This is a genomic window from Acidisoma sp. S159 (genome assembly GCF_009766125.1).
GTDB lineage: Bacteria > Pseudomonadota > Alphaproteobacteria > Acetobacterales > Acetobacteraceae > Acidisoma.
This window is the reverse complement of sequence record NZ_LMUG01000059.1, coordinates 432,576-457,088: the sequence shown is the minus strand read 5'-3', so window position 1 is coordinate 457,088 and position 24,513 is coordinate 432,576. Positions and strand designations below refer to the sequence as shown.

At 64.1% G+C, this 24,513-nt stretch carries 22 protein-coding genes; 15 read left to right on the top strand and 7 right to left on the bottom strand.

Features of this window, described 5'->3' with window-relative positions; translation table 11 throughout:
• Positions 1–88: 88 nt before the first annotated feature.
• Both rhaS and GSQ92_RS18895 read right to left on the bottom strand, forming a co-directional pair.
• Positions 89–1,096: a rhamnose ABC transporter substrate-binding protein gene (gene rhaS, locus GSQ92_RS18900; protein WP_158804742.1), complete on the bottom strand. Its 1,008-nt coding sequence runs from the start codon at positions 1,094–1,096 to the stop codon at positions 89–91.
• A gap of 68 nt (positions 1,097–1,164) precedes the next feature.
• Positions 1,165–1,974, bottom strand: a complete 810-nt coding sequence (locus GSQ92_RS18895; RefSeq protein WP_158804743.1) for a DeoR/GlpR family DNA-binding transcription regulator — start codon at positions 1,972–1,974, stop codon at positions 1,165–1,167.
• Positions 1,975–2,143: 169 nt separating this feature from the next.
• Here GSQ92_RS18895 and GSQ92_RS18890 point away from each other — a divergent pair, with 169 nt between their 5' ends.
• The 7 genes from GSQ92_RS18890 (at position 2,144) to GSQ92_RS18860 (ending at position 11,093) form a co-directional block, all read left to right on the top strand.
• On the top strand, positions 2,144–4,252 hold the full coding sequence (locus GSQ92_RS18890; protein ID WP_158804744.1) for a bifunctional rhamnulose-1-phosphate aldolase/short-chain dehydrogenase: 2,109 nt from the start codon (positions 2,144–2,146) through the stop codon (positions 4,250–4,252).
• A gap of 5 nt (positions 4,253–4,257) precedes the next feature.
• Positions 4,258–5,568 (top strand): L-rhamnose catabolism isomerase, encoded by a 1,311-nt coding sequence (gene rhaI / locus GSQ92_RS18885; RefSeq protein WP_158804745.1) that lies wholly within the window; start codon positions 4,258–4,260, stop codon positions 5,566–5,568.
• Between the two features lie 611 nt (positions 5,569–6,179).
• Positions 6,180–7,043, top strand: coding sequence for a fumarylacetoacetate hydrolase family protein (locus GSQ92_RS18880; RefSeq protein WP_158804746.1), 864 nt, complete (start codon positions 6,180–6,182; stop codon positions 7,041–7,043).
• A gap of 10 nt (positions 7,044–7,053) precedes the next feature.
• Positions 7,054–7,797 (top strand): (Fe-S)-binding protein, encoded by a 744-nt coding sequence (locus GSQ92_RS18875; RefSeq protein ID WP_158804747.1) that lies wholly within the window; start codon positions 7,054–7,056, stop codon positions 7,795–7,797.
• Positions 7,798–7,805: 8 nt separating this feature from the next.
• A complete protein-coding gene (locus tag GSQ92_RS18870; protein WP_158804748.1) occupies positions 7,806–9,197 on the top strand; it encodes a lactate utilization protein B in 1,392 nt (463 codons plus the stop codon).
• Positions 9,194–9,814, top strand: coding sequence for an LUD domain-containing protein (locus GSQ92_RS18865; protein ID WP_159013838.1), 621 nt, complete (start codon positions 9,194–9,196; stop codon positions 9,812–9,814). Before GSQ92_RS18870 ends, GSQ92_RS18865 begins: the two co-directional genes overlap by 4 nt.
• 358 nt (positions 9,815–10,172) lie before the next feature.
• The gene (locus GSQ92_RS18860) at positions 10,173–11,093 is read left to right on the top strand and encodes a hypothetical protein (protein ID WP_158804750.1); all 921 of its coding nucleotides are present in this window, start codon (positions 10,173–10,175) and stop codon (positions 11,091–11,093) included.
• 118 nt (positions 11,094–11,211) lie between these two features.
• Here GSQ92_RS18860 and GSQ92_RS18855 read toward each other — a convergent pair whose 3' ends face one another.
• From GSQ92_RS18855 to tkt, 4 genes are all read right to left on the bottom strand, one after another.
• Positions 11,212–11,850, bottom strand: a complete 639-nt coding sequence (locus GSQ92_RS18855) for a hypothetical protein (RefSeq protein WP_158804751.1) — start codon at positions 11,848–11,850, stop codon at positions 11,212–11,214.
• Positions 11,851–12,008: 158 nt separating this feature from the next.
• Entirely contained in the window at positions 12,009–12,635 is a 627-nt protein-coding gene (locus GSQ92_RS18850) for a hypothetical protein (RefSeq protein ID WP_158804752.1), read from the bottom strand.
• Between the two features lie 337 nt (positions 12,636–12,972).
• Complete coding sequence (locus tag GSQ92_RS18845) at positions 12,973–13,800, bottom strand: metal ABC transporter solute-binding protein, Zn/Mn family (protein ID WP_159013837.1); 828 nt, start codon at positions 13,798–13,800, stop codon at positions 12,973–12,975.
• Positions 13,801–13,932: 132 nt separating this feature from the next.
• On the bottom strand, positions 13,933–15,987 hold the full coding sequence (tkt, locus tag GSQ92_RS18840; protein WP_158804754.1) for a transketolase: 2,055 nt from the start codon (positions 15,985–15,987) through the stop codon (positions 13,933–13,935).
• A 234-nt stretch (positions 15,988–16,221) separates the two neighbouring features.
• On the opposite strand from tkt, the gene GSQ92_RS18835 reads away from it, so the two are divergent.
• Positions 16,222–16,521, top strand: coding sequence for a hypothetical protein (locus GSQ92_RS18835; RefSeq protein WP_158804755.1), 300 nt, complete (start codon positions 16,222–16,224; stop codon positions 16,519–16,521).
• 81 nt (positions 16,522–16,602) lie between these two features.
• Here the strand turns inward: GSQ92_RS18835 and GSQ92_RS18830 are convergent, their stop codons facing one another.
• Complete coding sequence (locus GSQ92_RS18830) at positions 16,603–17,169, bottom strand: septal ring lytic transglycosylase RlpA family protein (RefSeq protein ID WP_158804756.1); 567 nt, start codon at positions 17,167–17,169, stop codon at positions 16,603–16,605.
• A gap of 557 nt (positions 17,170–17,726) precedes the next feature.
• Here GSQ92_RS18830 and GSQ92_RS18825 point away from each other — a divergent pair.
• The 7 genes from GSQ92_RS18825 (at position 17,727) to GSQ92_RS18795 (ending at position 24,451) form a co-directional block, all read left to right on the top strand.
• Positions 17,727–18,662: an AEC family transporter gene (locus GSQ92_RS18825; protein WP_159013836.1), complete on the top strand. Its 936-nt coding sequence runs from the start codon at positions 17,727–17,729 to the stop codon at positions 18,660–18,662.
• Positions 18,663–18,754: 92 nt separating this feature from the next.
• Positions 18,755–20,017: a glutamate-5-semialdehyde dehydrogenase gene (locus GSQ92_RS18820; protein ID WP_158804758.1), complete on the top strand. Its 1,263-nt coding sequence runs from the start codon at positions 18,755–18,757 to the stop codon at positions 20,015–20,017.
• A gap of 41 nt (positions 20,018–20,058) precedes the next feature.
• Positions 20,059–20,634 (top strand): nicotinate-nucleotide adenylyltransferase, encoded by a 576-nt coding sequence (locus GSQ92_RS18815; RefSeq protein ID WP_158804759.1) that lies wholly within the window; start codon positions 20,059–20,061, stop codon positions 20,632–20,634.
• A gap of 98 nt (positions 20,635–20,732) precedes the next feature.
• Positions 20,733–21,146, top strand: coding sequence for a ribosome silencing factor (gene rsfS, locus GSQ92_RS18810; protein ID WP_158804760.1), 414 nt, complete (start codon positions 20,733–20,735; stop codon positions 21,144–21,146).
• Positions 21,147–21,179: 33 nt separating this feature from the next.
• The gene (locus tag GSQ92_RS18805; RefSeq protein ID WP_158804761.1) at positions 21,180–21,635 is read left to right on the top strand and encodes a 23S rRNA (pseudouridine(1915)-N(3))-methyltransferase RlmH; all 456 of its coding nucleotides are present in this window, start codon (positions 21,180–21,182) and stop codon (positions 21,633–21,635) included.
• 37 nt (positions 21,636–21,672) lie between these two features.
• Positions 21,673–23,223, top strand: coding sequence for a 2,3-bisphosphoglycerate-independent phosphoglycerate mutase (gene gpmI / locus GSQ92_RS18800; protein ID WP_158804762.1), 1,551 nt, complete (start codon positions 21,673–21,675; stop codon positions 23,221–23,223).
• Complete coding sequence (locus GSQ92_RS18795) at positions 23,201–24,451, top strand: murein hydrolase activator EnvC (protein WP_158804763.1); 1,251 nt, start codon at positions 23,201–23,203, stop codon at positions 24,449–24,451. The genes gpmI and GSQ92_RS18795 overlap by 23 nt, the downstream gene beginning before the upstream one ends.
• Positions 24,452–24,513 lie beyond the last annotated feature (62 nt).

The following is a 24,513-nucleotide window of genomic DNA, read 5'->3' as shown; positions in this document are numbered from 1 at the left end:
TTGTTGTGACGAAGAAGGCGTGGATGGCACGCCTTCGCGTGCCATGACGATTTGCATTGGCGAGGCTAAATTCACGAACGCGACTTCCTCAAAAAACCTTCGCGAACTGCTCGACGTTGGACTTGTCGTAGGTGAAGGGGACGGCCATCGCGCCGACACCCTTATCGTCGAAAGCGATGCTGCCCATGCGGCCGGCAGGCAGGCTGGAGCCCGGACCCTTGGCGCCGCGCACCAAATCCACGGCGACCTCGATCGTCGCGTAGCCCAGATCGATCGGGTTCCAAATCGCGAAGCTTTTGATGGAACCCGCCATCACATGGCCCGCGCATTCGGACGGCAGCCCAAGGCCAGTGACATAGACCTGGCCAACTTTCTTCGCATCCTCGACCGCCTTGGCGCTGGCGACGATGCCGACGGAGCTCGGCGAGACGATGACCTTGAGATCGGGGTATTTCTGCAGCAGCGCGGTGGCCTCGCGATAAGAATCATCGGCGAGGTCGTTGCCATAGGTGATGGAGACGAGATCGAGGCCGGGGTAATTCGGCAAATCGCCCTTCATTACCGCGATCCAGGCATTCTGGTTGGTCGAAGTGGGCGTCGCGGAAACCAGCGCGATCTTGCCCTTGCCATCCGGCAGCGCCGCCGCCGCGAGCTTGTTGAGCGCCTTGCCGATCAGCTCATCCGAGGACGGCGCGAGATGGACAATGCGACCCTCGGGGCTCACCGCGGAATCATAGGAGATCACCTTGATCCCCCGTGCGAGCGCGCGCTTGCACACCGGCACCAGCGCATCGGGGTCATTGGCGGAAATGGCGATCGCATCGACATGCTGCGCGATGAGCGCCTGAATGACCTCGATCTGGCCCTCTGCCGTGGTCGTGGTGGGACCGGTGAAGATCACCTGCACGTCGCCCAGCGCCTTGGCGGCTTCGTTGGCACCCTTGTCGACGGCGACAAAAAAGCCATTGCCGAGCGATTTCGCGACGAGGCCGACACGGATTGTGCCGGCGGCGCGGGCGCGGCTCGATATCGCGGCAGGTAGCGTCGCGGCGGCCGCCATCATGGCACCAGTCTTCAAAAGCGTTCTGCGATCCATGTCGTTTCCCCTGAGTTTCTTGAAGTCACGCGGTTCTTGCAGGCACGTTCTCTCAGATGCACGCGCCGTCAGGCAACATGCAGCAACTCTCCGCCCGCTGCGCCCTCGGCCGAGACGGTGATGACCGTCACGCCGGCATCGCGCAGCATCTGCAATTCCTCCTCGGCGGCGCCGGCATCGGTGATGACCGTCGCGATACGCGCCAGCGGCACCACGACCATGGCGGAACGCTGCCGCAATTTGCGGCTATCCGCCATGATCACCAGCCGCTCGGCGCATTCCAGCAGCTTCATCTCCGCCTGAACAATGAGCGGATCGGTTTCCATCATCCCGAAACTATTGAGGCCGAAGCAGCCGGTGAACAGCATGCTGCCCCAAAAATGCTTGGTGGTGTCATTGGCGAAAGGGCTCAGCACAACGCCCTGCTCGGGATAGATCGTGCCGCCGGGAATGGTGATGCGGTTGCGGCTCCGGCGCATGAGTTCGGTGGCGATCGGAAAGGAATTGGTCAGGATGTCCAGCGTGCGGTCCGCGAGAAACTCCACCATGCGATAGGTGGTGGTGCCGCCATTGATCACCACGCTGTCGCCATCACCGATCAGCGCCGCCGCCGCGCGGGCAATGGCGCGCTTTTCAGCGAAGCAGACCGCCTCCTCCACCGCAAAGTGCCGGGCGCCTAAGTGAGTCTGGTGGCGCGGGTGGATCGCCTCGGCGCCACCGCGCACGCGCCGCACCTCGCCGCGATCGGCCATGGCGGCGATATCGCGGCGGATCGTGGCTTCCGAGGCCTCAAGCAAATCCACCAGCTCGGCGATCGCTACCACGGAGCGATCCTCGACCAGCCCACGGATTATACGATGGCGCTCAGTTTCGAGCATCCCAGACGTGTTCCCTCTCGAATTACTCCCAGGAAGCGGGAAGTCCTTCCGAAGGTCAAGCGAAAATGACGGAAAATGACGGAAAATGATTGAAGCCTGTTACGGGCGGGGGTAGGAATGGCGCGCCGTAGGGAGCAATCCTGGCGGCCACATGCGGGAGGATACAAGAATGGACGTCGCGGAGCGCGGCTTGCTGCTCGAGAATCGCTGGGACGATGCCGTCGCGGCCTCGCTGAGCCCGGAGGCGCTTCTGGTCTATCGCTCGAACCTGCTCGGCTCGGATAAGCGCATCACCAATTACGGCGGCGGCAATACCTCGTCCAAGCTCGACGAGCGTGATCCGCTGACCGGCGAGACGGTCAAAGTGCTCTGGGTCAAGGGCTCGGGCGGCGATATCGGCAGCATGAGGCTGGATGGTTTCGCGACGCTCTACATGGACAAGCTTATCTCCCTGCAAGCAATTTATAAGAGCGACGCGCAGGAAGACGAGATGGTGGGGCTTTATAACCACTGCACCTTCAATCTCAATCCACGCGCCACCAGCATCGACACGGCGCTGCACGGCTTCATCGATCGCCCGCATGTCGATCACGTGCATCCAGACGCTATCATCGCCATTGCCGCTTCCGCCGATAGCCGCAAGCTCACGCAAGAAATCTACGGCGATACCGTGGGCTGGGTGCCCTGGCGCCGGCCGGGTTTCGAGCTTGGGCTTTGGCTGAAGAAGTTCACCGAGGAAAATCCCAAGGCGCGCGGCCTCGTTCTCGAAGCGCATGGGCTTTTCACTTGGGGCGATACGCAGAAGGAATGCTACGAGACCACGCTCGACGTCATCAATCGCGCGACCGAATTTCTGACGAAACACAGCGCCGGCAAATCAGCCTTCGGCGGCGAGCGGATCAAATCCGCCATGCCGGAGAAGCGGCGTGCGGTGGCGGCGGGGCTGATGCCGGTGATCCGTGGCCTTATCAGCAAGAACGGTCCATTCAAGCTCGGCCATTTCGACGACTCGCCGGAGGTTCTGGAATTCGTCGGCAGCCGGGATCTGGCTACACTGGCGCCGCTCGGTACTTCCTGCCCCGACCATTTCCTGCGCACCAAGATCGCACCGCTTGTGCTCGATTTCGACCCCGGGACGCAGGAGGTCGCCGATCTGCTGCCGGGCCTGCCCGAGGCGCTGGAAACCTATCGCGAGGGCTATGCCGCTTATTACAATCGCTGCAAGCGGGCCAATAGCCCGGCCATGCGTGACCCCAATGCGGTGGTCTACCTCATTCCCGGCATCGGCATGCTGACCTTTGCCGCCGACAAGGCGACGGCGCGGATCGCCGGCGAGTTCTACCGCAACGCCATCAATGTGATGCGTGGCGCCACCACGGTCTCCGTCTATCGCGGCCTGCCGGAGCAGGAGGCTTTCGACATCGAATATTGGCTGCTGGAGGAAGCGAAGCTTCAGCGCATGCCGAAACCCCGAGCCCTGGCCGGCAAGGTCGCCTTCATTACCGGCGGCGCCGGTGGCATCGGCATGGCTTCGGCGCGGCGGCTGATGCAGGATGGCGCCTGCGTCGTGCTCTGCGATATCGATCGCGGGGTATTGGAAACCTCGCGCGGCGAATTGGCGAAAAGCTTTGGCGCCGATGCGGTCAGCACCGTTTGGGCCGATGTCACGAAGGAGGATGCGCTGGTCGCCGCCTTCCATGAAGCGGCGGCGGCTTTCGGCGGCCTCGATATTTGCGTCTGCAATGCCGGCATCGCATCGGCCTCGCCTTTGGAGGACACAACGCTCGCGATCTGGCAGAAGAATATCGACATCCTCGCGACCGGCTATTTCCTGACCTCGCGCGAGGCCTTCCGCACGATGAAGGAGCAGGGTCTCGGCGGCTCCATCATCATGATCGCCAGTAAGAACGCGCTCGTCGCGTCGCCCGGCGCCGCCGCCTATTGCACCGCCAAGGCCTCGGAACTGCATCTCTCCCGCTGCGTCGCGCTGGAAGGCGCGCCCTTCGGCATCCGCTCCAATGTCGTCAATCCGGACGCCGTGCTGCGTGGGTCGCGCATTTGGAAAGGCGAATGGGGCGAGCAGCGGGCGGCCAGCTACAAGACGGAATCCTTCGACGATCTGGAAGCGGTGTATCGCGAGCGGTCCCTGCTCAAACGCAGCGTCTATCCCGAGGATATCGCCGAGGGCGTTGCTTTCTTCGCCTCCGAGATTTCCTCCAAATCCACCGGCAACATCATCAATGTCGATGCCGGCAATGCCAACGCCTTTACCCGGTGAGCATCATGGATCAGGTCACAACCCCCGCACTCGACCAGGATTTTTTGGCCCAGCAGAATGCGCCGCTGACGGCAGCGCTTGACGACGAATACGACGCGCTCGGCCGCGCGCTGCAGCGCCGCGGCATCGATATCGAGCGCATCACCGATACCGTCTCGGCTTTCGCCGTCGCGGTGCCGAGCTGGGGCGTGGGTTCCGGCGGCACACGTTTCGCGCGCTTTCCGATGGGCGGCGAGCCGCGCGGCATCTTCGACAAGCTGGAGGATTGCGCTGTCGTGAACCGCATGACGGGTGCCACCCCCACCGTGTCGCCGCATTTCCCCTGGGACGAAACCACGGATATGGCGGCGGTGCGGGAGGCGGCGTCCTCGCTCGGTCTCGGCTTTGATGCCGTCAATTCCAATACTTTCCAGGATCATCCCGGGAATACGCTGCATCCGCTGTCGTATAAATACGGCAGTCTTAGCCACACGGATCCGGCGGTGCGGGCGCAGGCCGTGGCGCATAACATCCGCTGCGCCGAATTGGGTGAGGTGCTTGGCTCCAAGTCGCTCACGGTATGGATTGGCGATGGCGCCAACTTCCCCGGCCAGCAGCATTTCGGCCGCGCCTTCGAGCGTTATATCGAGAGCGCCAAGGCGATCTATGCGGGCATCCCCGGCGACTGGAAGCTGTTCCTGGAACATAAGATGTTCGAGCCGGCTTTCTACGCGACCGTGATCCAAGATTGGGGTTCTTCGTTGCTGGCGGCCCAGGCGATAGGCGAGCGGGCGCTGTGCTTGGTCGATCTCGGGCATCATGCGCCGAATGTGAATATTGAGATGATCGTTTCCCGGCTTATCCATGCGGGGAAGCTTGCCGGCTTCCACTTCAACGATTCGAAATATGGTGATGACGATCTGGATGCGGGGGCGATTGAGCCTTACCGGCTGTTCCTGGTCTTCAACGAGTTGGTTGAGGCGGCGCGCGCCGATGCCGGTTTCGCGCCCTCCTATATGCTCGACCAGTCGCATAACGTGACCGATCCGATCGAGAGCCTGATGACCAGCGCGGTCGAGGTGCAGCGCGCCTTCGCTCAGGCGCTGCTGGTGGATCGCGGCGCGCTGGACGGCTTCCAGGACGCCAACGACCCGATGATGGCGAGCCAGACGCTCAAGCGCGCTTTCACGACCGACGTACAGCCGATCCTGGCGATGGCGCGGTCCCGCAAGGGCAGCGCCATCGACCCGGTGGCCGCTTACCGCGCGAGCGGGTATCGCGCGGCGGTGACGCGGATCCGGCCGGCGAAGAGCGGGGGGTCGGGGGGGATCGTGTAGGGAGAGCTACGAGCTATAAAAGCCAAGTAGCATTCGGCAAGCTTTTGTTAGGAATGAGAAGCTAATTTGACCATTGTCATGGGAGTGGGCGCGGTTGGCCGGGTACAGAGTGGATAACGCTGCCGACCGCTATTTGCTGATTAATATTCCCTCCCCCTATTTCAACCCATATGGAGAAAAGGAACTCGACCTCTTTAAGACCTATATTGTTCCTAATCCGGCTTTTGTGGGTTTGCCGCCTCCCCCACCGCCAAGGATCAATTTCTCTCAAAGCCCCGCCTCTCCGCATTCTTTGCCCTGCAGTCCAATCAACAACGGCTACCCCTTCATCGATCGGCCGAGCACTTTTATCTACGAGAGCATCGGGAGCATGTACAATGTCCTTCCGACGGAGCAGCCAACCTCATCTATCAATTGGCGGAAGACTTCTCACGTCCGGTTTCACGATAGGGTTTGGGCTCTCTGGCACAATATGCGTATCCGCTGGGGTCGGTAGCGCCGCGTTGAAGCGCCGTTTCCCGACCTTGCCCTTCAGCCGCGAGGCGCCGATATTCCCCAGAGAACGGGTGCCCGACGGGGCCCCGGGGCATGTCACCAGGGAACGCCAGACCATGAAACTGCTGCGATACGGCCCGATCGGGGCGGAGATGCCCGGCCTGCTGGATGCCGAGGGTCAGATCCGTGATCTCTCCCTCCACGTGTCCGATATCGGGCCGGTGCAGCTTTCGCCTGCCTCGCTCGACCGGCTGCGGGCGATCGACCCCAAAAGCCTGCCGCTGGTGCATGGTTCGCCACGCATTGGCGTGCCGGTTTCGGGCATCGGCAAGTTCATCGCGATCGGTCTCAACTTCGCCGACCACGCCGCGGAATCCAACGCGCCGATCCCCAAGGAGCCGATCGTCTTCACGAAGGCGATCACCTCCCTCACCGGCCCGAATGACGAGGTCATCATCCCCAAGGATTCCGTGAAATCGGATTGGGAAGTCGAACTCGGCATCATCATCGGCAGCAAGTGCCAGCATGTGCCGGAGGCCGAGGCCCTGAAGCACGTCGCGGGCTTCTGCGTCGTCAATGACGTCTCGGAGCGCGAGTGGCAGATCGAGCGTGGCGGCACCTGGGACAAGGGCAAGGGCGCCGATACCTTCGGGCCCACCGGCCCCTGGCTCGTCACCCCCGATGAGGTGGGCGATGTACAGGCGCTCGATATGTGGCTCGACCTCAACGGCAAGCGCCGGCAAACGGGCAATACGCGGACGATGATTTTCGGCGCGGCCCATCTGGTCAGCTATGTGAGCCGCTTCATCACGCTGCTGCCCGGCGACCTCATCACGACGGGCACCCCGCCCGGCGTCGGCATGGGTGTGAAGCCCGAGCCGGTCTATCTCAAGCCCGGCGATGTGATGACTCTCGGCGTCTCGAAGCTGGGCGAGCAGCGCCAGGTGGTTCGGGCCTGGACGCCAGCGGATATCGCCTGAAGACCTGAGCATGAAGGTCGGCCTCGCCGTTCCCTGCTTCATCGATTCCTTCTTCCCCGAAGTTGGAATAGCGACATTGGAGCTGCTGGAACGGCTGGGCGTCGATGTGACCTACCCGGCAGGTCAGACCTGTTGCGGGCAACCGATGGCCAATAGCGGCTTTAACGGTGCCTCGCGCGGGACGGAGGCGAATTTCGCGCGGCTCTTTGCGGGATTCGACGCGGTTGTCATGCCCTCGGCGAGCTGCGTCAATCATATCCGCAAGCATCTCGATGCGATCCCGCAGGACGAGGGCGTGCGCCAGTTGCGCGCGAATACGTACGAGCTCGTTGAGTTCCTACATGACGTGCTGTGCGTACGGGAATTTCCCTGGGCCGAGTTTCCGCATCGCGTGGGACTGCATAATAGCTGTACGGCACTGCGCTCGCTACATCATGCGAACACGTCGGAGATCGAGGAGAAGCCCTTCTCCAAACCGCTCGATCTGCTTGCCGGTGTGCGTGGCATTCGTTTCGTCGAGCCATTGCGGGCGGATGAATGCTGCGGCTTTGGCGGAACCTTCTCGGTGAACGAGGATGCGGTGTCGGGCCGCATGGGGCTGGACAAAGTGCGAGACCATGCCGCCGCCGGGGCCGACTACATCGTCTCAGCGGATACGTCCTGCCTGATGCACCAGCAGGGCTGTGCGCGTCGTGCTGGAATGCCGCTGCGCTTCATTCATATCGCGCAGATCCTCAACGGCGCCTCAGCCTGAGCGATGCGATGAGCCCGGAAACTCACGAGCCGGTGGATCACGCCGCCGCCGCCGCGCGGTTTATCGCCGATGCGCCGCATCTGGCTTTCCATGACACGCGGCTTTGGGAGCTGCGGCAGAAGCGCGACGGGCAGATGCATGGCGTCCCCGAATGGGAGACGCTGCGCGATCTCGCTTCCGCCATCAAGGAACACACACTGAGCCGGCTGGCGGAATACCTCGAACAGTTCGAGGCGCAGGCGATCGCAAATGGCGTGCAAGTGCATTGGGCGCGGGACGGCGCCGAACATAATGCAATCGTGCTCCGTATACTGCGCGAGAATAACGCCAAGACGCTCGTCAAGTCGAAGTCGATGCTGACCGAGGAATGCGAAATGTCGCCCTTCCTGGCGCAGCATGGCATCACCATCACGGAGACCGATCTCGGCGAACGCATCCAGCAACTCGATGACGAACCGCCGAGCCATATCGTGGTGCCCGCCGTGCATAAGCTGCGGACGGATGTGGCGCGCGTCTTCGCGCGGCGGATCGGCGGAGATCCGGAGAATACCGATGCGCATTATCTCGCCGAACATTGTCGCGTGACGACGCGGCCACTGATGCTGGATGCCGATGCCGGGCTGACGGGGGCGAACTTCCTGGTCGCGGAAACCGGCGCGATGGTGGTTTGCACCAATGAGGGCAATGCGGATCTCAGTGCCAATCTGCCGCCGCTGCATATCGTTTCGGTCGGGATCGAGAAGCTGATTCCGCGTCAGGCGGATCTGGGCGTTTTCGTGCGGCTGCTGTCGCGCAGTGCCTTGGGTTCGCCGATCACGCAATATACCTCGCATTTCCGCGGAGCGCGGGACGGCGGGCGGATGCATATCGTGCTGGTGGATAACGGCCGCTCGAAGCGGCTGGGGCAGGCCGAGTTCTGGACGTCGCTCAAATGCATTCGCTGCGGCGCCTGCATGAATACTTGCCCGGTATACCGCCGCTCGGGCGGGTTGAGTTATGGCGCGGTTTATTCCGGGCCGATCGGGGCGATCATCAACCCGGCCTATGATCCCGCGCGCTATGCCGCCCTGCCCTTTGCCTCGACGCTGAATGGCAGTTGCACGCAGGTTTGCCCGGTGAGGATCAATATCCACGAGCAGCTTTATGCGTGGCGGCGGATCATCGCGGCGGGTGGATTGCTGCCCGGCAAGAAGCGTCTCGTGATGCGGCTGGCCGGCGTGGTTCTGGGGTCGCCCGCGCTGTATCGCCTCTCCACCGCCTTGGCGCGTACGGCTGTGCGCATCCTTCCGCGCGGGCTGCTCTACACGCGGCTCAATGGCTGGGGCCGCGATCGGGAATTGCCGACACCGCCGTCCGAGAGTTTCGCTTCGTGGCACGCGCGGCGGAAGAAAGCTGGATGAGCGCGCGAGACGATATCCTGGCCGCCTGCCGTGCGGCGCGACCGCCGGGTGATCACCCTTTGCCCAACCTCCCGGCTTTCGCTCCGGCCTCAAGTGATCTGCGTGCTGGTTTCGAGCAGGGACTCGCGCTGATGGGTGGGCGGTCTTTCGACCTGCAGGCCGGGACGGCGCTTGGTGCATTCATCGCGGCGCAGTTCCCAGGTGAGCGCCTTATCCGGGATGCCAGCGGGGAATTGCCGGAGTTTCCGCGCGTCGATGCCGTGAACCGGCCGCGCGATCTTGAGAATGTCGATGTCGCTGTGGTGCGCGCGCGTTTTGGCGTGGCCGAGACTGGTTCTGTTTTCCTCAGCGAAAGCGAGCTGCAGGTGAATACTGTTGGTTATCTCTCGCAGCATTTAGTGGTTCTGCTCGATCCCGTGGCGCTCGTCGCGGGGATCGCGGATGCCTATCAGCGGCGGGATTTCGGCGAGGTCCGCTATGCCTCGCTGATGACAGGGCCTTCCGCCACTGCCGATATCGAGGGCGTGCTTATTCGCGGCGCCCAGGGCGTGCGCAGCCTCACGGTGATTTTCTGCCCGAGGACAATCGAGGACGCCGCCGCTCGCTCGGCCGGATGACGGGGATTGTGTTGCCGGAAGGTAACTCGCCACGCAAATTCCGCGCCCGACTTACGTCTCGTTAACAAATCCTCGGTAGTTTTGGGCGCTCGATGATCGTCATCGTCTAGCGCTGGAGCGATTCGTGGGTGGAACCAATGGTGTTGGGAACTTTCAGGGTACAAATTCCACACACTCGAACAACGCTCCAAACTATTACTTGCCACCATCTCCATTTACACCCGGAGTCGGTGCCCGGCAGATCGATCCAGCACTCGAACAAGCCCTCGTAAACAACGGTATACTCTCTCGGCTACCCCGGATTGTCCGACGCGCGCCGTCTGGCCACCAGAAATATCCCCCGCTCGCGCCGCGGATCATGGAGCCCAGCCCGCTTTCCGAAAGGAGCACGGCTGATCTCGGCCAAAGCTCGGCCGCAGAGCAGGCCGAGGCTATTCGTATCTTCGGTGCCCTGAGCGGACCGCAGATTCTCGGTCTGCCCCGTGACAAAGTCGCCGACGTCTATTTCCTGCACGCCTTGCAGAATAATAGCCTCGGTCCCTTCGCGGCCCGGCAGGCTTTCGATGAGCGTGTGCTGAGCGCCTACACCGCGTCGGCGCTTACGGATGAAGCGCCGAGCGTTGCGACCATGCTGTCGCAGTTCCAGAACCTGAATGCAGCCATCCAGACCAGCGCCGTCGACTACCGGCAGGCTTACCCTGGTGCCTCGGAGGAGTTTCTGCGCCACGCCCTGTGGCAGTCCTGGCGCCCGACCTGGCAGGGCGTCGCCGCTGGCGCGCAAAGTTACACGGCGAACGTCACGAGCTCCCAGCTTCACGAAGCGGCACAGTCAGCGCAGCAGGCTCAGCAGATACTTTACAACTACGCGACGTTCGGCCCGCTGCATCTTGCCGGAATTGGTGATGTAACGGGCCGTGAGCATCGTCTCTGCATCTCTGGTGGCGTGTTCGACTGGCCCAGTGAGGAAATGATGGAGGCACACGCCGTCCGCGGAGCTGAGGAGGACTACTGGCCCTGGAACTGGCCCTTCACCACCTACACCCACAGGGTGCCATGGGTGAACCTCCAACATAATCTGGCGGGAATACCCACCCTCGTTACCGAGAACTTCCTCAGAGGTCAGCGTGTCCTAGTCGGGCCGACTGGTTTCAGAGACCCTTCGGGCCGGGTCTTTCGGACTTGGCGTCCCGTTAATAAAATCATCAGTGCTGCTCAGGTCAACGGAGCTAATGAATTGATCAGGCGCGAATACAATCGGAGAAGAGGAGGGCGGTGCTGAGTTCGCGCCATTCATGCCTGCTGAGTTGATCGGTTGGAACCCGGCATAGGCTGATTTTGGTAGGCCCCTGCCATTGAGTTACGGGGCTGCGCCTCCCGGGACTATACCCAGGCATCTTTTAAGTCCCAAATTTGTGTGATGTCTTTGCGATCAGTCCGACCGTGGGGTCGCCTCCCTCCCATTTGACGGTGAGCCTGCACTGGTTGATATCAGAGACGTTAGGCGGCAATCGTGTGTTATTGGCCATCAGGAAGATCTCGTTTCGCATCGTCTTCGTGAACAAATCGTACGCCCACCCTGGATCGTGAGGGAAAGTTTTCTTCGCTTTAGCGGCAGCGGTTTTGACCTCGTCTTCGATGCGGTCGGCGGCCGCGTCGTAGCCAGGCCTCAAGCTTGAAATCAGCGCCGCGCGTATCTCGTCGTTGAAGCTGACGACTGTTCCTTTTTTCGCTAGCCATTCCTTCTTGAGCTCTTCCACATTGGGCTTGGCAGAATAGGCAACATCCGACTGGCTCGACCCTTGGTGGCGAACGGCGGCCGCGACACCTTCGTTGGCGCCGTAGGTATAAATAATGGTCGCGAGAGTCGTCGCATAACGCTGCCTCGAGTTCAGCGGCCCAAGATCGAGCCTCTTGATCAGTACCTCTCGGCTGATCAGCGGTGTATTTTGCGATGGCTGAAACACACCGGCGTGATCGCTAGGCAGCGCCGGATGGATAGACGCTTGATTAATGCCAACGGAATAGAGACCGCTCATGCTGCGTCTTTCTGGGAAGTTAGGAGTTTGAGTCGTCGAGTTGCAGCGGATATTGATAAATAGCGGATGCCGGCAGTCACGGAGACGCGAAAACGGGAAACACGTTCCGCCCTACGCTTGTTCGGCGCGGTCACGCACTTCGACGAGCGGCTCGCGCGCTACCAGCCGTTATGAACATAGAGTGCGTTCTCGGCATCCTTTGAGATGTCGGACTTCAAGGGAATCGGACCAGGCCCCGCGCCGCCCGTTGCTTTCGGAACAAGGCCGACCACGCGTTCGTTGACCCTGCCATGTTTGTCTGCGGATCGCTGGATGATCGCGTTGCAGTCGTTCACGGTGCAAATGCCTGGCGGCAGTTCTAGCCTGGGATTCAGCATGAAGAACAGACCGTTCACCATCGCCGCCGAAGCCGCGGCGGCAGCCCGCTTGGGATCGTTTGGAAAAGCCGCGCGCGCCGCCGCAAAGGTTTCGTCTCGAAGCGTTTCATATCTCGCAGCGATCACCCCTCCGTTCGAAAAGGATCGGATCTTGGCGAGAAGTGCCTGCTCGAAAGCGGCATTGAAGCCTTTGCCACTGCTTTTGTTCAAATCGAAGTAGCGGGACTCCAGTTCTCTCATCTGCGAACGCGGCAATCCAGTGGCCAGGCGATCCGGCTCGCCAGGTCTCTCGAGCGTGCAGACCTGGTTTAGCCCACCATTAGGTTTGAGCAGCGAGGCCTGAAGATTTCTAAGCGCCTGATCCGCGGGCACACCAGGCTGCTCAAGCACGTCCAGCAGCGCGCGCAAGATTTTGTCATTCGACGCCGGCCCTGGGGGCGACTTCTCTCCGACTGCGATGGGCACCGGGCTTGGCTGCTTGACGTGATTGGCAAATGGCGACCCGCGCTCGTCGGCTGGCTGAAACCTCTGCAGTGCAAGACTCGTATCGACCTTCATGGCACCACCCGTAACAACTTCTGTGAGCCACCTAACGCCGTTCTAATTAACCGATGGTGTCGAAGATCCTTGCCGCGTAAGTCGATCGGAACGGCTCATTGCCATACCGCCTCAAACCTTTACGACCCCGCAATCTAGCTTGACCGAGAGGAATCGCCTTCGCCACCCGCCGACGGACGCGGACTGCCTAGGAAGCGCCGCTGCTCAAAGCGTGGTCGAGAGCGGACAAGGTTCCCATCATCCAATCCTGATAGGTCTTGCCGCGCGGGCGGGTCTCTCGCACCGTCACCACAGGAATGCCCGCCGTCCTGGCCACGTCCAGCAGATGCTGGGACGCGGCATCTGTGACTTGCGGATTGTAGATCAGCGCGCGCACCTGATGCTGGCGCAGTTCCGTCTCCAGAGTTGCGGCATCAGCGGCGTTGGGCGGCGTGCCGGCCATAACGGCGGCCTGGAATGAGGCGCCGTGCATCGACAGGCCAAGCGCATCGGCCATCGGGCCGAAGACCGGCTCGGTCGCCGCGACTGGTGTGCCCGTCCATTTCGAGCGCATCGCACTCACCTTGGCCTGCAGCGGTTTCAGCGAGGCCAAAAACAGGCGCAGCCGGTTGCGGAGGGCTTTGTCGTCGTCCGGATCATGGGTTTTCAGTTCGTCTGCGATCGCCTGGGCCAGCAGCGCGACGGCAGCGGGATCATACCAGAGATGCGGATTGTCGCCGGGTTTGCGATGCAGCAGCGAGGCGACCGTGATGACACGGCGATCGGCATCGCCGGAACCAGCCAGCAGCGTGGTCATCCACGGATCATAGCCAAGTCCGTTCTGGATCACGAGATCAGCGGAAGCGACCTGCTTCGCCAGCGCCGGATCGGCGATGAAGCGATGCGGATTAGCATTGGGGTCGCGCATGATTTGCGTCAGGTCGGCCTGAGGGCCAGCGATCTGCAGCGCGATGTCGCCATAGGCGGCCTCGGCGGCGATAATGCTGAAGTCGTCCGCATGCGCGACCGGGGCCATCACGCACAACGCAAGCATAAGCCAGGCAAGCAATCGCATCACGTCAGCCCGTGTCTCGACGCAAGCCGCAGCGGCGCCTCGCCATCCCGGGCCGGGGATGGCGAGGCGACCGCGACGTCAGCGCGCCGGGTCTTAGCCGTTGACTTCGGCCAGGGTCTCCCGCGCGGCGCGCACCACCGCATCGGTCGTGATATCGAACTTCGCATAGACCTCGGCGATCTTGCCGGACTCGCCGAAGCCATGCATGCCGACGAAGCGGCCCTGGAAGCCGATATAGCGATCCCAGCCCAGCTCCACCGCCGCTTCCACGGCAACGCGGGCATGGGTCTGGCCCATCACCGACTTCTTGTAGGCGGCGTCCTGCTCCTCGAAGAGCAGGCGGCAGGGCATCGAGACCACGGCAGTCGGGATGCCTTCCTTCTGAAGGATCGCCCGCGCCTCGACAGCGAGGTGCAGCTCGGAGCCCGTGGACATGATGGTGAGCTTGCGCGGCCCGCCCTCGGCTTCCAGCAGGATATAGGCGCCCCGGGCGGATTTGTTCTCGGTGCCGGGTTCCTTGCGCAGCAGCGGCATCGGCTGGCGCGACAGGGCTATCAGCGCCGCGCGGCGCGGCTGGTCAAGGATCAGCTCCCAGCATTCCGCCGTCTCGACCGGGTCGCCGGGACGATAGACCGCGAGATGCGGAATGGCCCGCAGCGCGGCGAGATGTTCGACCGGCTGATGCGTCGGGCCGTCCTCGCCGAGACCAATCGAGTCATGCGTCATCACGAAGGTCGTGCGGATCTGCATCATCGACGCCAGACGGATGGCCGGGCGGCAATAATCCGAGAAGCACATGAATGTGCCGCCATAGGGGATCAGGCCGCCATGTAGCGCGATGCCGTTCATCGCCGCCGCCATGCCGTGCTCCCGCACGCCGTAATGGACGTAGGAGCCGTTATACTCGCCGGGCTTGATCTCGACCTGGCCGACCGCCTTGGTGTTGTTGGAAGGCGTGAGATCGGCCGAGCCGCCGAGCAGTTCCGGGATGGCCGCGAAGAGGTGGTTGAGCACCGCACCGCTCGCCGAACGGGTCGCCATATCCTTGCCGCTGTCGATAAATTCCTTGCGGGCGGCGGCGATAGCCTGCTTCCAGTCGGCGGGCAGCTTACCCTCGTTGCGGCGCTCGAAGTCTTGGCGCAACCCATCGGGCGCTGCCTTGACCCGCTTTGCCCAGGCCTCGCGCGCCGCGGCACCTTTGGAGCCGATTTCGCGCCACTGGCTGAGCAGCTTCTCGGGGATGACGAAGGGCGGCGAATCCCAGCCGAGGATCTTGCGGGCACCGGCGATCTCCTCCTCGCCCGGCGCGTCGCTATGCGCCTTCTGGGTGCCGGCTTTGGTAGGGAAGCCGAAGCCGATGATCGTCTTGCAGGCGATCATCGAGGGCTGGTCGGTGACCGAGCGGGCGATGGTGATGGCCTCGCGGATCGCATCGGTGTCGTGGCCGTCGATCTCCTGGACATGCCAGCCGGAGGCGCGGAAACGCTGGGGCTCGTTGTCGGATTCCGAGAGCGTCGTCGCGCCATCGATGGTGATCGAGTTGTTGTCCCAGAACGCGATGAGGTGGCCGAGCTTGAGATGGCCGGCGAGCGAAATGGCTTCCTGGCTGATCCCTTCCATCAGGCAGCCGTCGCCCATGAAGACGTAGGTGAAATGATTCACCAGATCGTCACCGAACTTGGCATTCATGATGCGCTCGGCGAGCGTCATACCGACCGAGGTGGCGATGCCCTGGCCGAGTGGGCCGGTGGTGGTTTCGATGCCCTCGGCATGGCGGTATTCGGGATGGCCCGCGGTCTTGCTGCCGACCTGGCGGAAGCGCTCGATCTGGTCGATCGTGATGTCCTTGTACCCAAGGAGGTACATCAGGCTGTAGAGCAGCATCGAGCCGTGGCCGTTCGACAGGATGAAGCGGTCGCGGTCGATCCAATGTGGGTCGGCGGCGTCGAACTTCATGAAGTCCTTGAACAGGACGGTGGCGATATCGGCCATGCCCATCGGCGCGCCGGGATGGCCGCTTTTCGCCTTCTGCACGGCATCCATGGAGAGGAAGCGGATACAGTCGGCCAGATCGCGCAGGTTCTGGTCGCGCGGCTTGGGGACGGTCTTGATCGCGGGCGTCGAAGTCGTCGAGGTCGGGTCAGCCATAGGGCCGCTTCCTTCTGCGCGAGGTCATTCTGCTAACAGCTATGCCACGACTCCTGCTCCACCGAAACCGGGGGTAGCGCGCGATAGCGTGCGAACGGTATCGCGATCACCGTCGCATGGGGTGACGCAGCGGGCGCAGCGGGTCATGACAATGCAAATAAATCCGCAACGCTGTGTTTAGAGTTTGGTCATATCGGATGAGCAAGTGTCTCGGGTATCGAGGCATATGCTTCGATGCTGAATAATAAGTCTAAATTGGAGTATTTGTGGATGTCCGGTGGTATTTCCCGTCCGAACTTCGATCCGCCGTCGGGCGTGATTGAATACGATGTGCCAAATGGGACGCAGCGGTTCGAAATTCCTGGAAGCGGCCGGTTGCCCTTACCAAATGTGAATTTGGGCGCATTCTTTACGGCCGTGCGAGCGGCTGCACCAACCGTCTCGCCCAGGATCGGCACTTACCTCACCACCCCGCCAGGCGCACCGCATGCCGATATACACGCGGTGCTCAGACAAATGGCGGCCACGCCGTAACGGCCAAGACTTCGACGCGGCTAAGCGGCGCCCGGCAGGAGCCGGGCGCCGCTTAGCCGCACGGCGGGGCTCGAAGCGCGATCAGCTCGCGGGCATCAGCATCACCATCGCCGTTCCGGCGCGGATGATGCCGAGGCGGGAGGCGGCGCCTTCCGACAGGTCGATGATGCGGTGACGGTTGAAGAGACGGTCGGTGATGGTCACGACGATCGACCGGTCGGTTCCCGCGACCTCGACCCGGACGCGGGTTCCGAAGGGCAGGAAGGGGTGGGCGGCGGTCATCTTGCGATCGTCGAAGATATCCCCGCTGGCTGTGCGGCGACCTTGATGCCAGGAGCCATAGTAAGAAGCGACGCCGGTCTGGATCGGACGCACATAGGATGAGTCGGCGACGCGGTCCGAGTCGTCCGACTGGTCCGGCGCCGAAGTCTCGAAACTGGCAAGCTGAACGGGGGCCGAGATTCCGGCCTCGATCGGGTTCCAACCATCCGAGTCAGTCATCCGCGCCAGGTAGCTGCTGGAGTGGTGATGGTTGTTAGCCTGGCGCGCCCAGTGGTGGTGGCTGCCTCTTATCCCCGCAGCGTCAGCGCTGTGACCGAGCACGAGCGCGAGAAGCGGGATGATGGGGAGGACGAGCCAGGGCCGCATGCCGGGATACTCCTTTTGCCGGGCGAAACAGGGGTTTCGCCACGTCTGCCCGATGGAGCGCCGAAACTTCCCCGGCACAGGCAGATACAATCGTTACGCAACTTGACACGATGGGGGCGGGCCCCCGTCTACCATCCTGAAGACAATAGGGTTCGGAAAGTGAACAGAATGTGTGTTTCGCTCACCACATTTTTGGTAAACCGCATCCGGCAGATAGATGCAAGCATTAGTTGCTGTGCGCGTGGTCTCTTTGTTGCCGGGATTCGGTCTTCTTAACGCATCCTGATCTTATTGGAATTAAGTCGTGACTGGTCACAATTTTGCCTTGATTGGGCAATTGCGGCGAAGTGTCGCCAAGCTATTCATTGGAACTCAATGCGTTGCCACGCTCAACCATCAATCACGGGCACGCGTGACTGTCTAAATTACCGCCTAAATCGTTCTGGCGCGCACACGATACGTGGTTTCGGCTTCCCCTCATCGCCACTAACCTCCCTTGACTTAGCGACACCGGGCCTTCCCTTGATCGGCATGCTTCCTCCCTGTTCCGCCTTCTCATGACCGCCATCCTCGACGCCGTCCTGCCCATCTTCGCGTTGATCCTGGCTGGGTACCTCTGTGGCAAGGGCGGCCTCCTCGGAGTCGGGGCGACAGCCATCCTCAATCGTTTCGTGGTCTGGCTGGCATTGCCGGCGACGCTCTTTATGTCGCTCGCCACCTCGCGCTGGGCGCAGATCGCCAATGGGCATTTCATCCTCGCCTTCGGAGGCGGCATGCTTTGCATCTTCCTGATCTCGCTCTGGCGCGACCTGCATCGCGGCATGCCGCTCGCGGATGCGGCACTGGTGGCGCTCTCGGCCGGCTATCCGAATACCGGCTTCATGGGGATACCCCTGAGCCTGCTCGTCCTAGGACCGCGCGCCGTACCGCCCGCCATCGTCGCGGCCGTGCTGACGGTTTGCGCGCTGTTCGCGCTCGCCATTGTCCTTGTCGAGGCCGGGCTGCAGCGCCGCCGTAGCCTGCTGGCGACGATCGGCGGCGTCTCCCTCACCCTGATCCGCAACCCAATCGTGGCGTCGGCGATCCTCGGCCTTGCCTACCAGCGCACCGGATGGTCCCTTTCGCCCGGAGTCCACACTTTTCTCGCGATGCTGGGCGATGCCTCGGCTCCCTGCGCCCTCGTGACGATCGGGCTCTTCCTCAGTGAGAGCAAAGGTGGCGGCGGCGTGCCCCTGCTCGCGCGCACGCTCATGCTAAAGCTGGTGGCGCAGCCGGCGCTGACGGCGGTGCTCGCCTTCTGGGTCTTCCCGATGCCAGCGCCCTTGCCCGAAGCGGCGGTGCTGCTGGCCGCGCTGCCGACCGGCACCGGTCCCTTCATTTTGGCCGAGCTATATGAGCGCGAGGCCGCCGTCGCCTCGCGCGTCATCCTGCTCTCCACGCTGCTCGCCGTCGTCACCGTCACCTGGCTCGGTCTGCGGCTGAGCGCTCATTGAGGGGCGGACCTGAGCGGAGAGTGGTTGCCTTGGACGAAGCGCGCGGGCAGAGAATGACAACAACAAAGGGAAACGGTTCCCCGGATCGCGCCATGAATATCGATGTCCATCCTGCGGCGGCCGTGCTGCGCACCGCAGCCCTCGCCGCGCGTGAGGCGACCGCCGTGCTCGCCCGGTCGAGCGGCGCGCAACGCAACCTCGCTCTAACCGCCGCCGCGACCGCTTTGCGTGAGCGGGCCGGCCCCATCCTTGCCGCGAATGCTCGGGATGTCGCGCGCTTCACCGGCTCCGACGCGATGCGGGATCGCCTTGCCCTCACTCCGGAGCGGGTCGAGGCGATGGCGCGTGGCATGGAGGAGGTGGCCGCGCTGCCGGATCCGCTCGGCCGCGTGCTCGGCGACTGGACCCAGCCGAACGGGCTGAACTTCCGCCGGGTGGCGACACCGATCGGCGTCATCGGCATGATTTACGAGAGTCGCCCCAATGTCGGCGCCGACGCTGCCGCGATCTGCCTGAAGTCGGGCAATGCCGTCATCCTGCGCGGCGGCTCGGATAGCTTCGAGAGCGCTGGCGCGATCCACGCGGCAGTGGCCGAGGGGTTGCGCGCCGCCGGGCTGCCCGAGGCCAGCGTGCAGACGGCGCCAGGCACCGACCGCAGCTTCGTCGCCGCCATGCTCGGAGCCTCCGGCCTCATAGACCTCATCATTCCGCGCGGCGGCAAAAGCCTGGTGACGCGTGTGCAGGCCGAGGCGCGAGTGCCGGTGCTGGCCCATGCCGAGGGGCTGAACCACACCTATATCCATGCCGCCGCCGATTTCGCCATGGCGCGGACGATCCTCGCCAATGCCAAGATGCGCCGCGTCACCGTCTGCGGCGCCACCGAGACGCTGCTGATCGACGCCGCCATTGCGTCGCACCTTCTGCCGCTGCTGGTGGACGACCTACGCGCCTTCGGCTGCGACTTCCGGGCCGATGCCGCCGCCCGCGCCATTGTCGGCGACTTGCCGGCGGCCACCGAGGCCGATTTCCACACCGAATGGCTCGAGGCGATACTCGCCATCCGCGTCGTGCAGGGCGTGGACGAGGCGATCGAGCATATCCGGACCCATGGCAGCGCGCATACCGATGCCATCGTGACGGAAGACGCGGCGACGGCCGAGCGGTTTCTGAACTCCGTGGACAGCGCGGTCACGCTATGGAATGCCTCCACCCAGTTCTGCGACGGCGGCGAGTTCGGCTTCGGGGCGGAGATCGGCATCGCGACCGGCCGCATCCATGCGCGCGGCCCCGTCGGCGTCGAGCAGCTCACTACCTTCCGCTATCAGGTCAGAGGCACCGGCCAGGTGCGGCCCTGACCCAATCCGATCCCCTGCCGCGTCGCGGGGACCGGCGGCGCATGCGGATCGGCTTGCTCGGCGGCTCTTTCAATCCCGCACATGCGGGGCATCGCCACGTCGCGCAAACGGCGCTGCGGCGGTTTGGGCTGGACCAGGTCTGGCTGATGGTCTCGCCCGGCAATCCGCTCAAACCCGCCGCTGGGATGGCGCCCTTCGCCGAGCGCCTGGAGTCGGCAACAGAGATTGCCGATGGCCGCCGCATTCTGGCGACCGGCATCGAGGCGACAATCGGCACTCGGTTCACGCATGACACGCTGGCCCGGCTGCGGCGGCTGTTTCCTTGCGCGCATTTCGTCTGGCTGATGGGCGCCGATAATCTCGGCGGCTTCGCCCGGTGGCAGCGCTGGTCCGAGATCGCGGGGAGTGTCGCGATCGGGGTTTTGCCGCGACCCGCTCATAATTCACGCGCCCTTGCCAGCAGCGCCGCGCATCGTCTGCGGTCGGCTCGGCTGCCAGCGCGACAGGCGCCGATGCTGGGGCTGACACCGGCCCCCGCCTGGATTTTCTTGCCTGCGGCGCAGAATCCGCTATCGGCTTCTGCGCTGCGCGCCGCCAAGAACGGAGACACGTCATAGCCCGCAAGCCGCCAGCCGAACCCGCCGCGCCCCGCCGACGCGCGCCCGCCACACGCACTACCTCCGTCGCGCCGTCGCCGGTGCCGACGACGCCAGCGGTGCCCCGAACGCTGCGCAAAAAGGCGGTGATCGCGGGACCGCGCGCGAAGAGCCGTCAGGCCGTCGCGAAGACGCCCGACCTCGACCGGCTGCAATCCGTCATCGTCACTAGCCTCGAGGACGACAAGGCGGAGGACATCCTCACTCTCGACCTCGCGGGCAAGGCGAGTTTCGCGGATCGCATGATCATCGCGACGGGCCTCGCCGATCGCCAGATCTCGGCGATGGCGACGCATCTCCAGGTCAAGCTCCGCGAGGGCGGCTTCGGCCGCGTGCGGATCGAGGGCGAAGGCGGGTCGGACTGGGTGCTGATCGATGCCGGCGACATCGTGGTCCACCTGTTCAAGCCGGATTCGCGTGGGCTTTACGCGCTGGAGAAGATGTGGGGCCCGGATCTGGACGAGGTGGGCTGAGGTTCAGGCGCGGCTCCCTCATCGGGTAAGCCGGTGCGTGTGATCGCTGTCGGGCGGCTGCGAAAGGCGCCGGAGGCGGAACTTTTCGCGCGCTACGCCGAGCGGATGCGTCCCGCGCTCGACCTGACGGAACTTGCCGAGGGCCGCGGGGCTCCGATCGAAATTCGCCGCCGCGAAGCCACCGCGATGCTTGCCGCTTTGCCCGCGAATGCCTTCGCCGTCGCGCTCGACCAGGATGGCGTGGCGCCTGACAGCGCCGCTCTCGCCAAGCTTCTCGACCAATGGCGTGGCCTGGCACGGCCGATCTGCTTCCTGATCGGCGGCACCGAGGGGCTGGATCCGTCTGTTCTGGATCGAGCGGAGGCGAGGCTTTCGCTTGGCCGACTGACCTGGCCGCATTACCTCGCGCGGGCGATGCTCGCCGAGCAGCTTTACCGCGCGCAGAGCATCCTGAGCGGCCACCCCTACCATCGCGAGGCGCGGCCGTGATAGCAGCGAGGCGCGCAGGGAACGGGAGTCGCGACAGATGACGGAGCAGGCGCGGCGGCCGGTGATGCTGGTGATCCTCGATGGCTGGGGCTGGCGCGAGGAGAACAAGGACAATGCCGTTAGGCTCGCCCATACGCCGACCTTCGACCGCCTCTGGGGCAATGGACCGCACGCCTTCCTGACCACCGGCGGCGAGGATGTCGGCCTGCCCGAGGGGCAGTTCGGCAATTCCGAGGTCGGCCATCTCAATATCGGCGCCGGCCGGGTCGTGATGCAGGATCTGCCGCGCATCACCCGCGCGGCGCGTAACGGTTCGCTCGCCACCCTGCCGCCGCTCCTCGCTCTTGTCGGCGCCGCTAAGGCGGCAACCGGGCGGGTCCATCTCATGGGTCTGATTTCGCCGGGCGGGGTGCATTCGCATCAGGATCATGCGGTAGCGCTGGCGAGGATCCTGACCGCAGCCGGCCTCACCGTTCTTATCCACGCCTTCACCGATGGCCGCGACACGCCGCCGCGCTCGGGTGAAGGATTCATGGCGCAGTTCGAGGCGGCGCTGCCCCTTGGCGCCCATATCGCCACGGTCAGCGGCCGGTACTACGCGATGGATCGCGACAACCGCTGGGAACGCGTCACCCGCGCCTATAACGCCATCGTCAGCGCCGATGCGCCACGACTCCCCTCCGCCGATGCCGCCATCGCCGCCGCCTATGCCGCGGACCAGGGCGACGAGTTCATCGCGCCCGCGGTCGTCGGCGACTACGCCGGAGTGCGAGACGGCGACGCGCTTCTCTGCTTCAACTTCCGCGCTGACCGCACCCGCCAGCTCATGAACGCGCTGCTCGACCCCGGCTTCACCGGCTTCGAGCGCACTGGGCGGCCGCTTTTCTCGGCGGCTGCCGGGATTACCCAGTACAGCACCGCCCTCGACGTCTTCATGACGACGCTGTTTCCGCCGCAGCCGATGACCAATTTGCTGGGCCAGGTCGTAGCCGCCGCCGGGCGGCGCCAGCTTCGCATGGCGGAGACGGAGAAATATCCGCACGTCACCTATTTCCTGAACGGCGGCGTCGAGACGCCCAATCCCGGCGAGGAGCGGATCATGGTCCCCTCGCCCAAGGTCGCGACCTATGACCTGCAGCCGGAAATGTCGGCGCCGGAACTCACCGCCAAGGCCGTGGCGCAGATCGACAGCGGCGCGTTCGACCTCATCATCCTGAACTTCGCCAATCCCGATATGGTCGGTCATACCGGCATCCTCTCCGCCGCCATCACGGCGGTCGAGACCGTCGATACGGGGCTCGGCGCCATCGTCGATGCGGTGCGGCGGGCTGACGGCGCGCTGTTCGTGACCGCCGATCACGGCAATTGCGAGCTCATGCGCGACCCCATCACGCGCGAGCCGCACACGGCGCATACGCTCAACCCGGTGCCCGCGATCCTGGTCGGCGGCCCGGCTGGGGCGACGCTTGCCAATGGGCGGCTCGGCGATATCGCGCCGACGCTGCTGGCGCTGATGGACCTGCCGCAGCCGGCGGAAATGACCGGGCGAAGCCTGCTGCGGCGCGATGGTCCTGCCCCGCCGTCCTGACCTCCGGCGTGTCGCGCTCGCGCTCTGCCTGATCGCCGTAACGACAGCGGCGCAGGCCGCGCCTCCATCCGATCCGCAGGCCGCGCTGGAGGCGCTGGAGCATCAGCGTCAGTTGCATGAGAGCCAGGCCGCCGCCGCCCGGGCAAGCGCCGCCGCCACCGCGACCATGCAGGCCGCCCTCACCCAGCAGCGCGTCGAAACCGCCGCCAAGCTGCGCGACGCGGAGAACGCCACCGCCGCCGCCGCCGAGCAACTCGCGGCACTCGCCGCCAAGAAGAAGGCGGTGACGGCGGGCCTGGTTGCTCGCGCCGCGGCCTTCGCGCCGCTGCTGCCGCTCATCGAACGACTGGCGCTTTTCCCATCTGAGACGCTGCTCGCGGTGCCCGCCCCGCCCCGGGATACGCTGCGAGGGCTTCTCGTGCTGCAAGGGCTGTCGCAGGAGATCGAGCGGCAGTCGGCCGAGCTGAAGGCGCAGCGCGAGGCGCTCGACCAGATCAGCGCACAGATGGAGGCGGCGGCACCGGCTTTGGCCGAGGCGGAGGCAGTGCAGGCCCGGCAGGGTGCGGTGCTGGAGGCTCAGATAGCGAGCGCCCAGGCGAGCCAGCAGGCGGCGCTCGATGCGGCCGACCTCGCCGCCAAGGCGGCGGCGCAGGACGCGGCGCAAGCCCAGGACCTGCGTGCGGTGCTGGCCCGCATCGCCGCGGCACATCAGGCGGCACTGGCGAAGGCGGCACGGGCCGCGCGACTCGCCGAGCGCCGGAAGAAGACAAATGCCGCCGCCGCCCAGCAGCGCGAGGCGGAACTGGCGGCACCGGCCGGCCCCGGCCTCGGCGCGCCCTCCGGGCAGCTTCGCCAGCCGGTGGCCGGAAGGCTCACGCGCAAGTGGGGCGATCGTACCCTCGCGGGTCCTGCCACAGGCCTGTCCTTCGCGACGCCGCCGGGCGCACGTGTGATTTCACCCTGCGGCGGTAGCGTGGTATTCGGGAGTCCATTCCGCAGTTACGGGCTTCTGCTCATCGTCGATTGTGGCGGCGGCTATGATTTCGTGCTGGCGGGGCTGGATCGGCTCGATATCGCGGTGGGACAGAAAGTGGGGGCCGGGGAACCCGTGGGCGTGATGGCGGGATGGGACCCTGGCAAGCCCGATCAGCGTCCGCAGCTCTATCTAGAGTTACGGAAGGATGGGACTGCGGTGAATCCTGCTCCATGGCTGCAGGGTCGGGGCTGACAGGCCTTGATCGGCGACTGCATTCCTTCCCACAATGGCTCAGAATGGCAACGTCTCTGACG

Excerpts from the sequence above, each read along its gene's own strand:
- GSQ92_RS18845 (WP_159013837.1), bottom strand. The coding sequence starts at position 13,800 with ATGGCCCCGGTCGCGCATGCGGACGACTTCAGCATTATCGCCGCCGAG.
- GSQ92_RS18870 (WP_158804748.1), top strand. The coding sequence starts at position 7,806 with ATGAGCCCGGAAACTCACGAGCCGGTGGATCACGCCGCCGCCGCCGCG.
- GSQ92_RS18875 (WP_158804747.1), top strand. The coding sequence starts at position 7,054 with ATGAAGGTCGGCCTCGCCGTTCCCTGCTTCATCGATTCCTTCTTCCCC.
- GSQ92_RS18825 (WP_159013836.1), top strand. The coding sequence starts at position 17,727 with ATGACCGCCATCCTCGACGCCGTCCTGCCCATCTTCGCGTTGATCCTG.
- tkt (WP_158804754.1), bottom strand. The coding sequence starts at position 15,987 with ATGGCTGACCCGACCTCGACGACTTCGACGCCCGCGATCAAGACCGTC.
- GSQ92_RS18865 (WP_159013838.1), top strand. The coding sequence starts at position 9,194 with ATGAGCGCGCGAGACGATATCCTGGCCGCCTGCCGTGCGGCGCGACCG.
- GSQ92_RS18880 (WP_158804746.1), top strand. The coding sequence starts at position 6,180 with ATGAAACTGCTGCGATACGGCCCGATCGGGGCGGAGATGCCCGGCCTG.
- gpmI (WP_158804762.1), top strand. The coding sequence starts at position 21,673 with ATGACGGAGCAGGCGCGGCGGCCGGTGATGCTGGTGATCCTCGATGGC.
- GSQ92_RS18855 (WP_158804751.1), bottom strand. The coding sequence starts at position 11,850 with ATGAGCGGTCTCTATTCCGTTGGCATTAATCAAGCGTCTATCCATCCG.
- GSQ92_RS18795 (WP_158804763.1), top strand. The coding sequence starts at position 23,201 with ATGGTCCTGCCCCGCCGTCCTGACCTCCGGCGTGTCGCGCTCGCGCTC.
- GSQ92_RS18830 (WP_158804756.1), bottom strand. The coding sequence starts at position 17,169 with ATGCGGCCCTGGCTCGTCCTCCCCATCATCCCGCTTCTCGCGCTCGTG.
- rhaS (WP_158804742.1), bottom strand. The coding sequence starts at position 1,096 with ATGGATCGCAGAACGCTTTTGAAGACTGGTGCCATGATGGCGGCCGCC.
- GSQ92_RS18890 (WP_158804744.1), top strand. The coding sequence starts at position 2,144 with ATGGACGTCGCGGAGCGCGGCTTGCTGCTCGAGAATCGCTGGGACGAT.
- rhaI (WP_158804745.1), top strand. The coding sequence starts at position 4,258 with ATGGATCAGGTCACAACCCCCGCACTCGACCAGGATTTTTTGGCCCAG.
- GSQ92_RS18895 (WP_158804743.1), bottom strand. The coding sequence starts at position 1,974 with ATGCTCGAAACTGAGCGCCATCGTATAATCCGTGGGCTGGTCGAGGAT.
- GSQ92_RS18815 (WP_158804759.1), top strand. The coding sequence starts at position 20,059 with ATGCGGATCGGCTTGCTCGGCGGCTCTTTCAATCCCGCACATGCGGGG.
- GSQ92_RS18835 (WP_158804755.1), top strand. The coding sequence starts at position 16,222 with ATGCTGAATAATAAGTCTAAATTGGAGTATTTGTGGATGTCCGGTGGT.
- GSQ92_RS18820 (WP_158804758.1), top strand. The coding sequence starts at position 18,755 with ATGAATATCGATGTCCATCCTGCGGCGGCCGTGCTGCGCACCGCAGCC.
- GSQ92_RS18860 (WP_158804750.1), top strand. The coding sequence starts at position 10,173 with ATGGAGCCCAGCCCGCTTTCCGAAAGGAGCACGGCTGATCTCGGCCAA.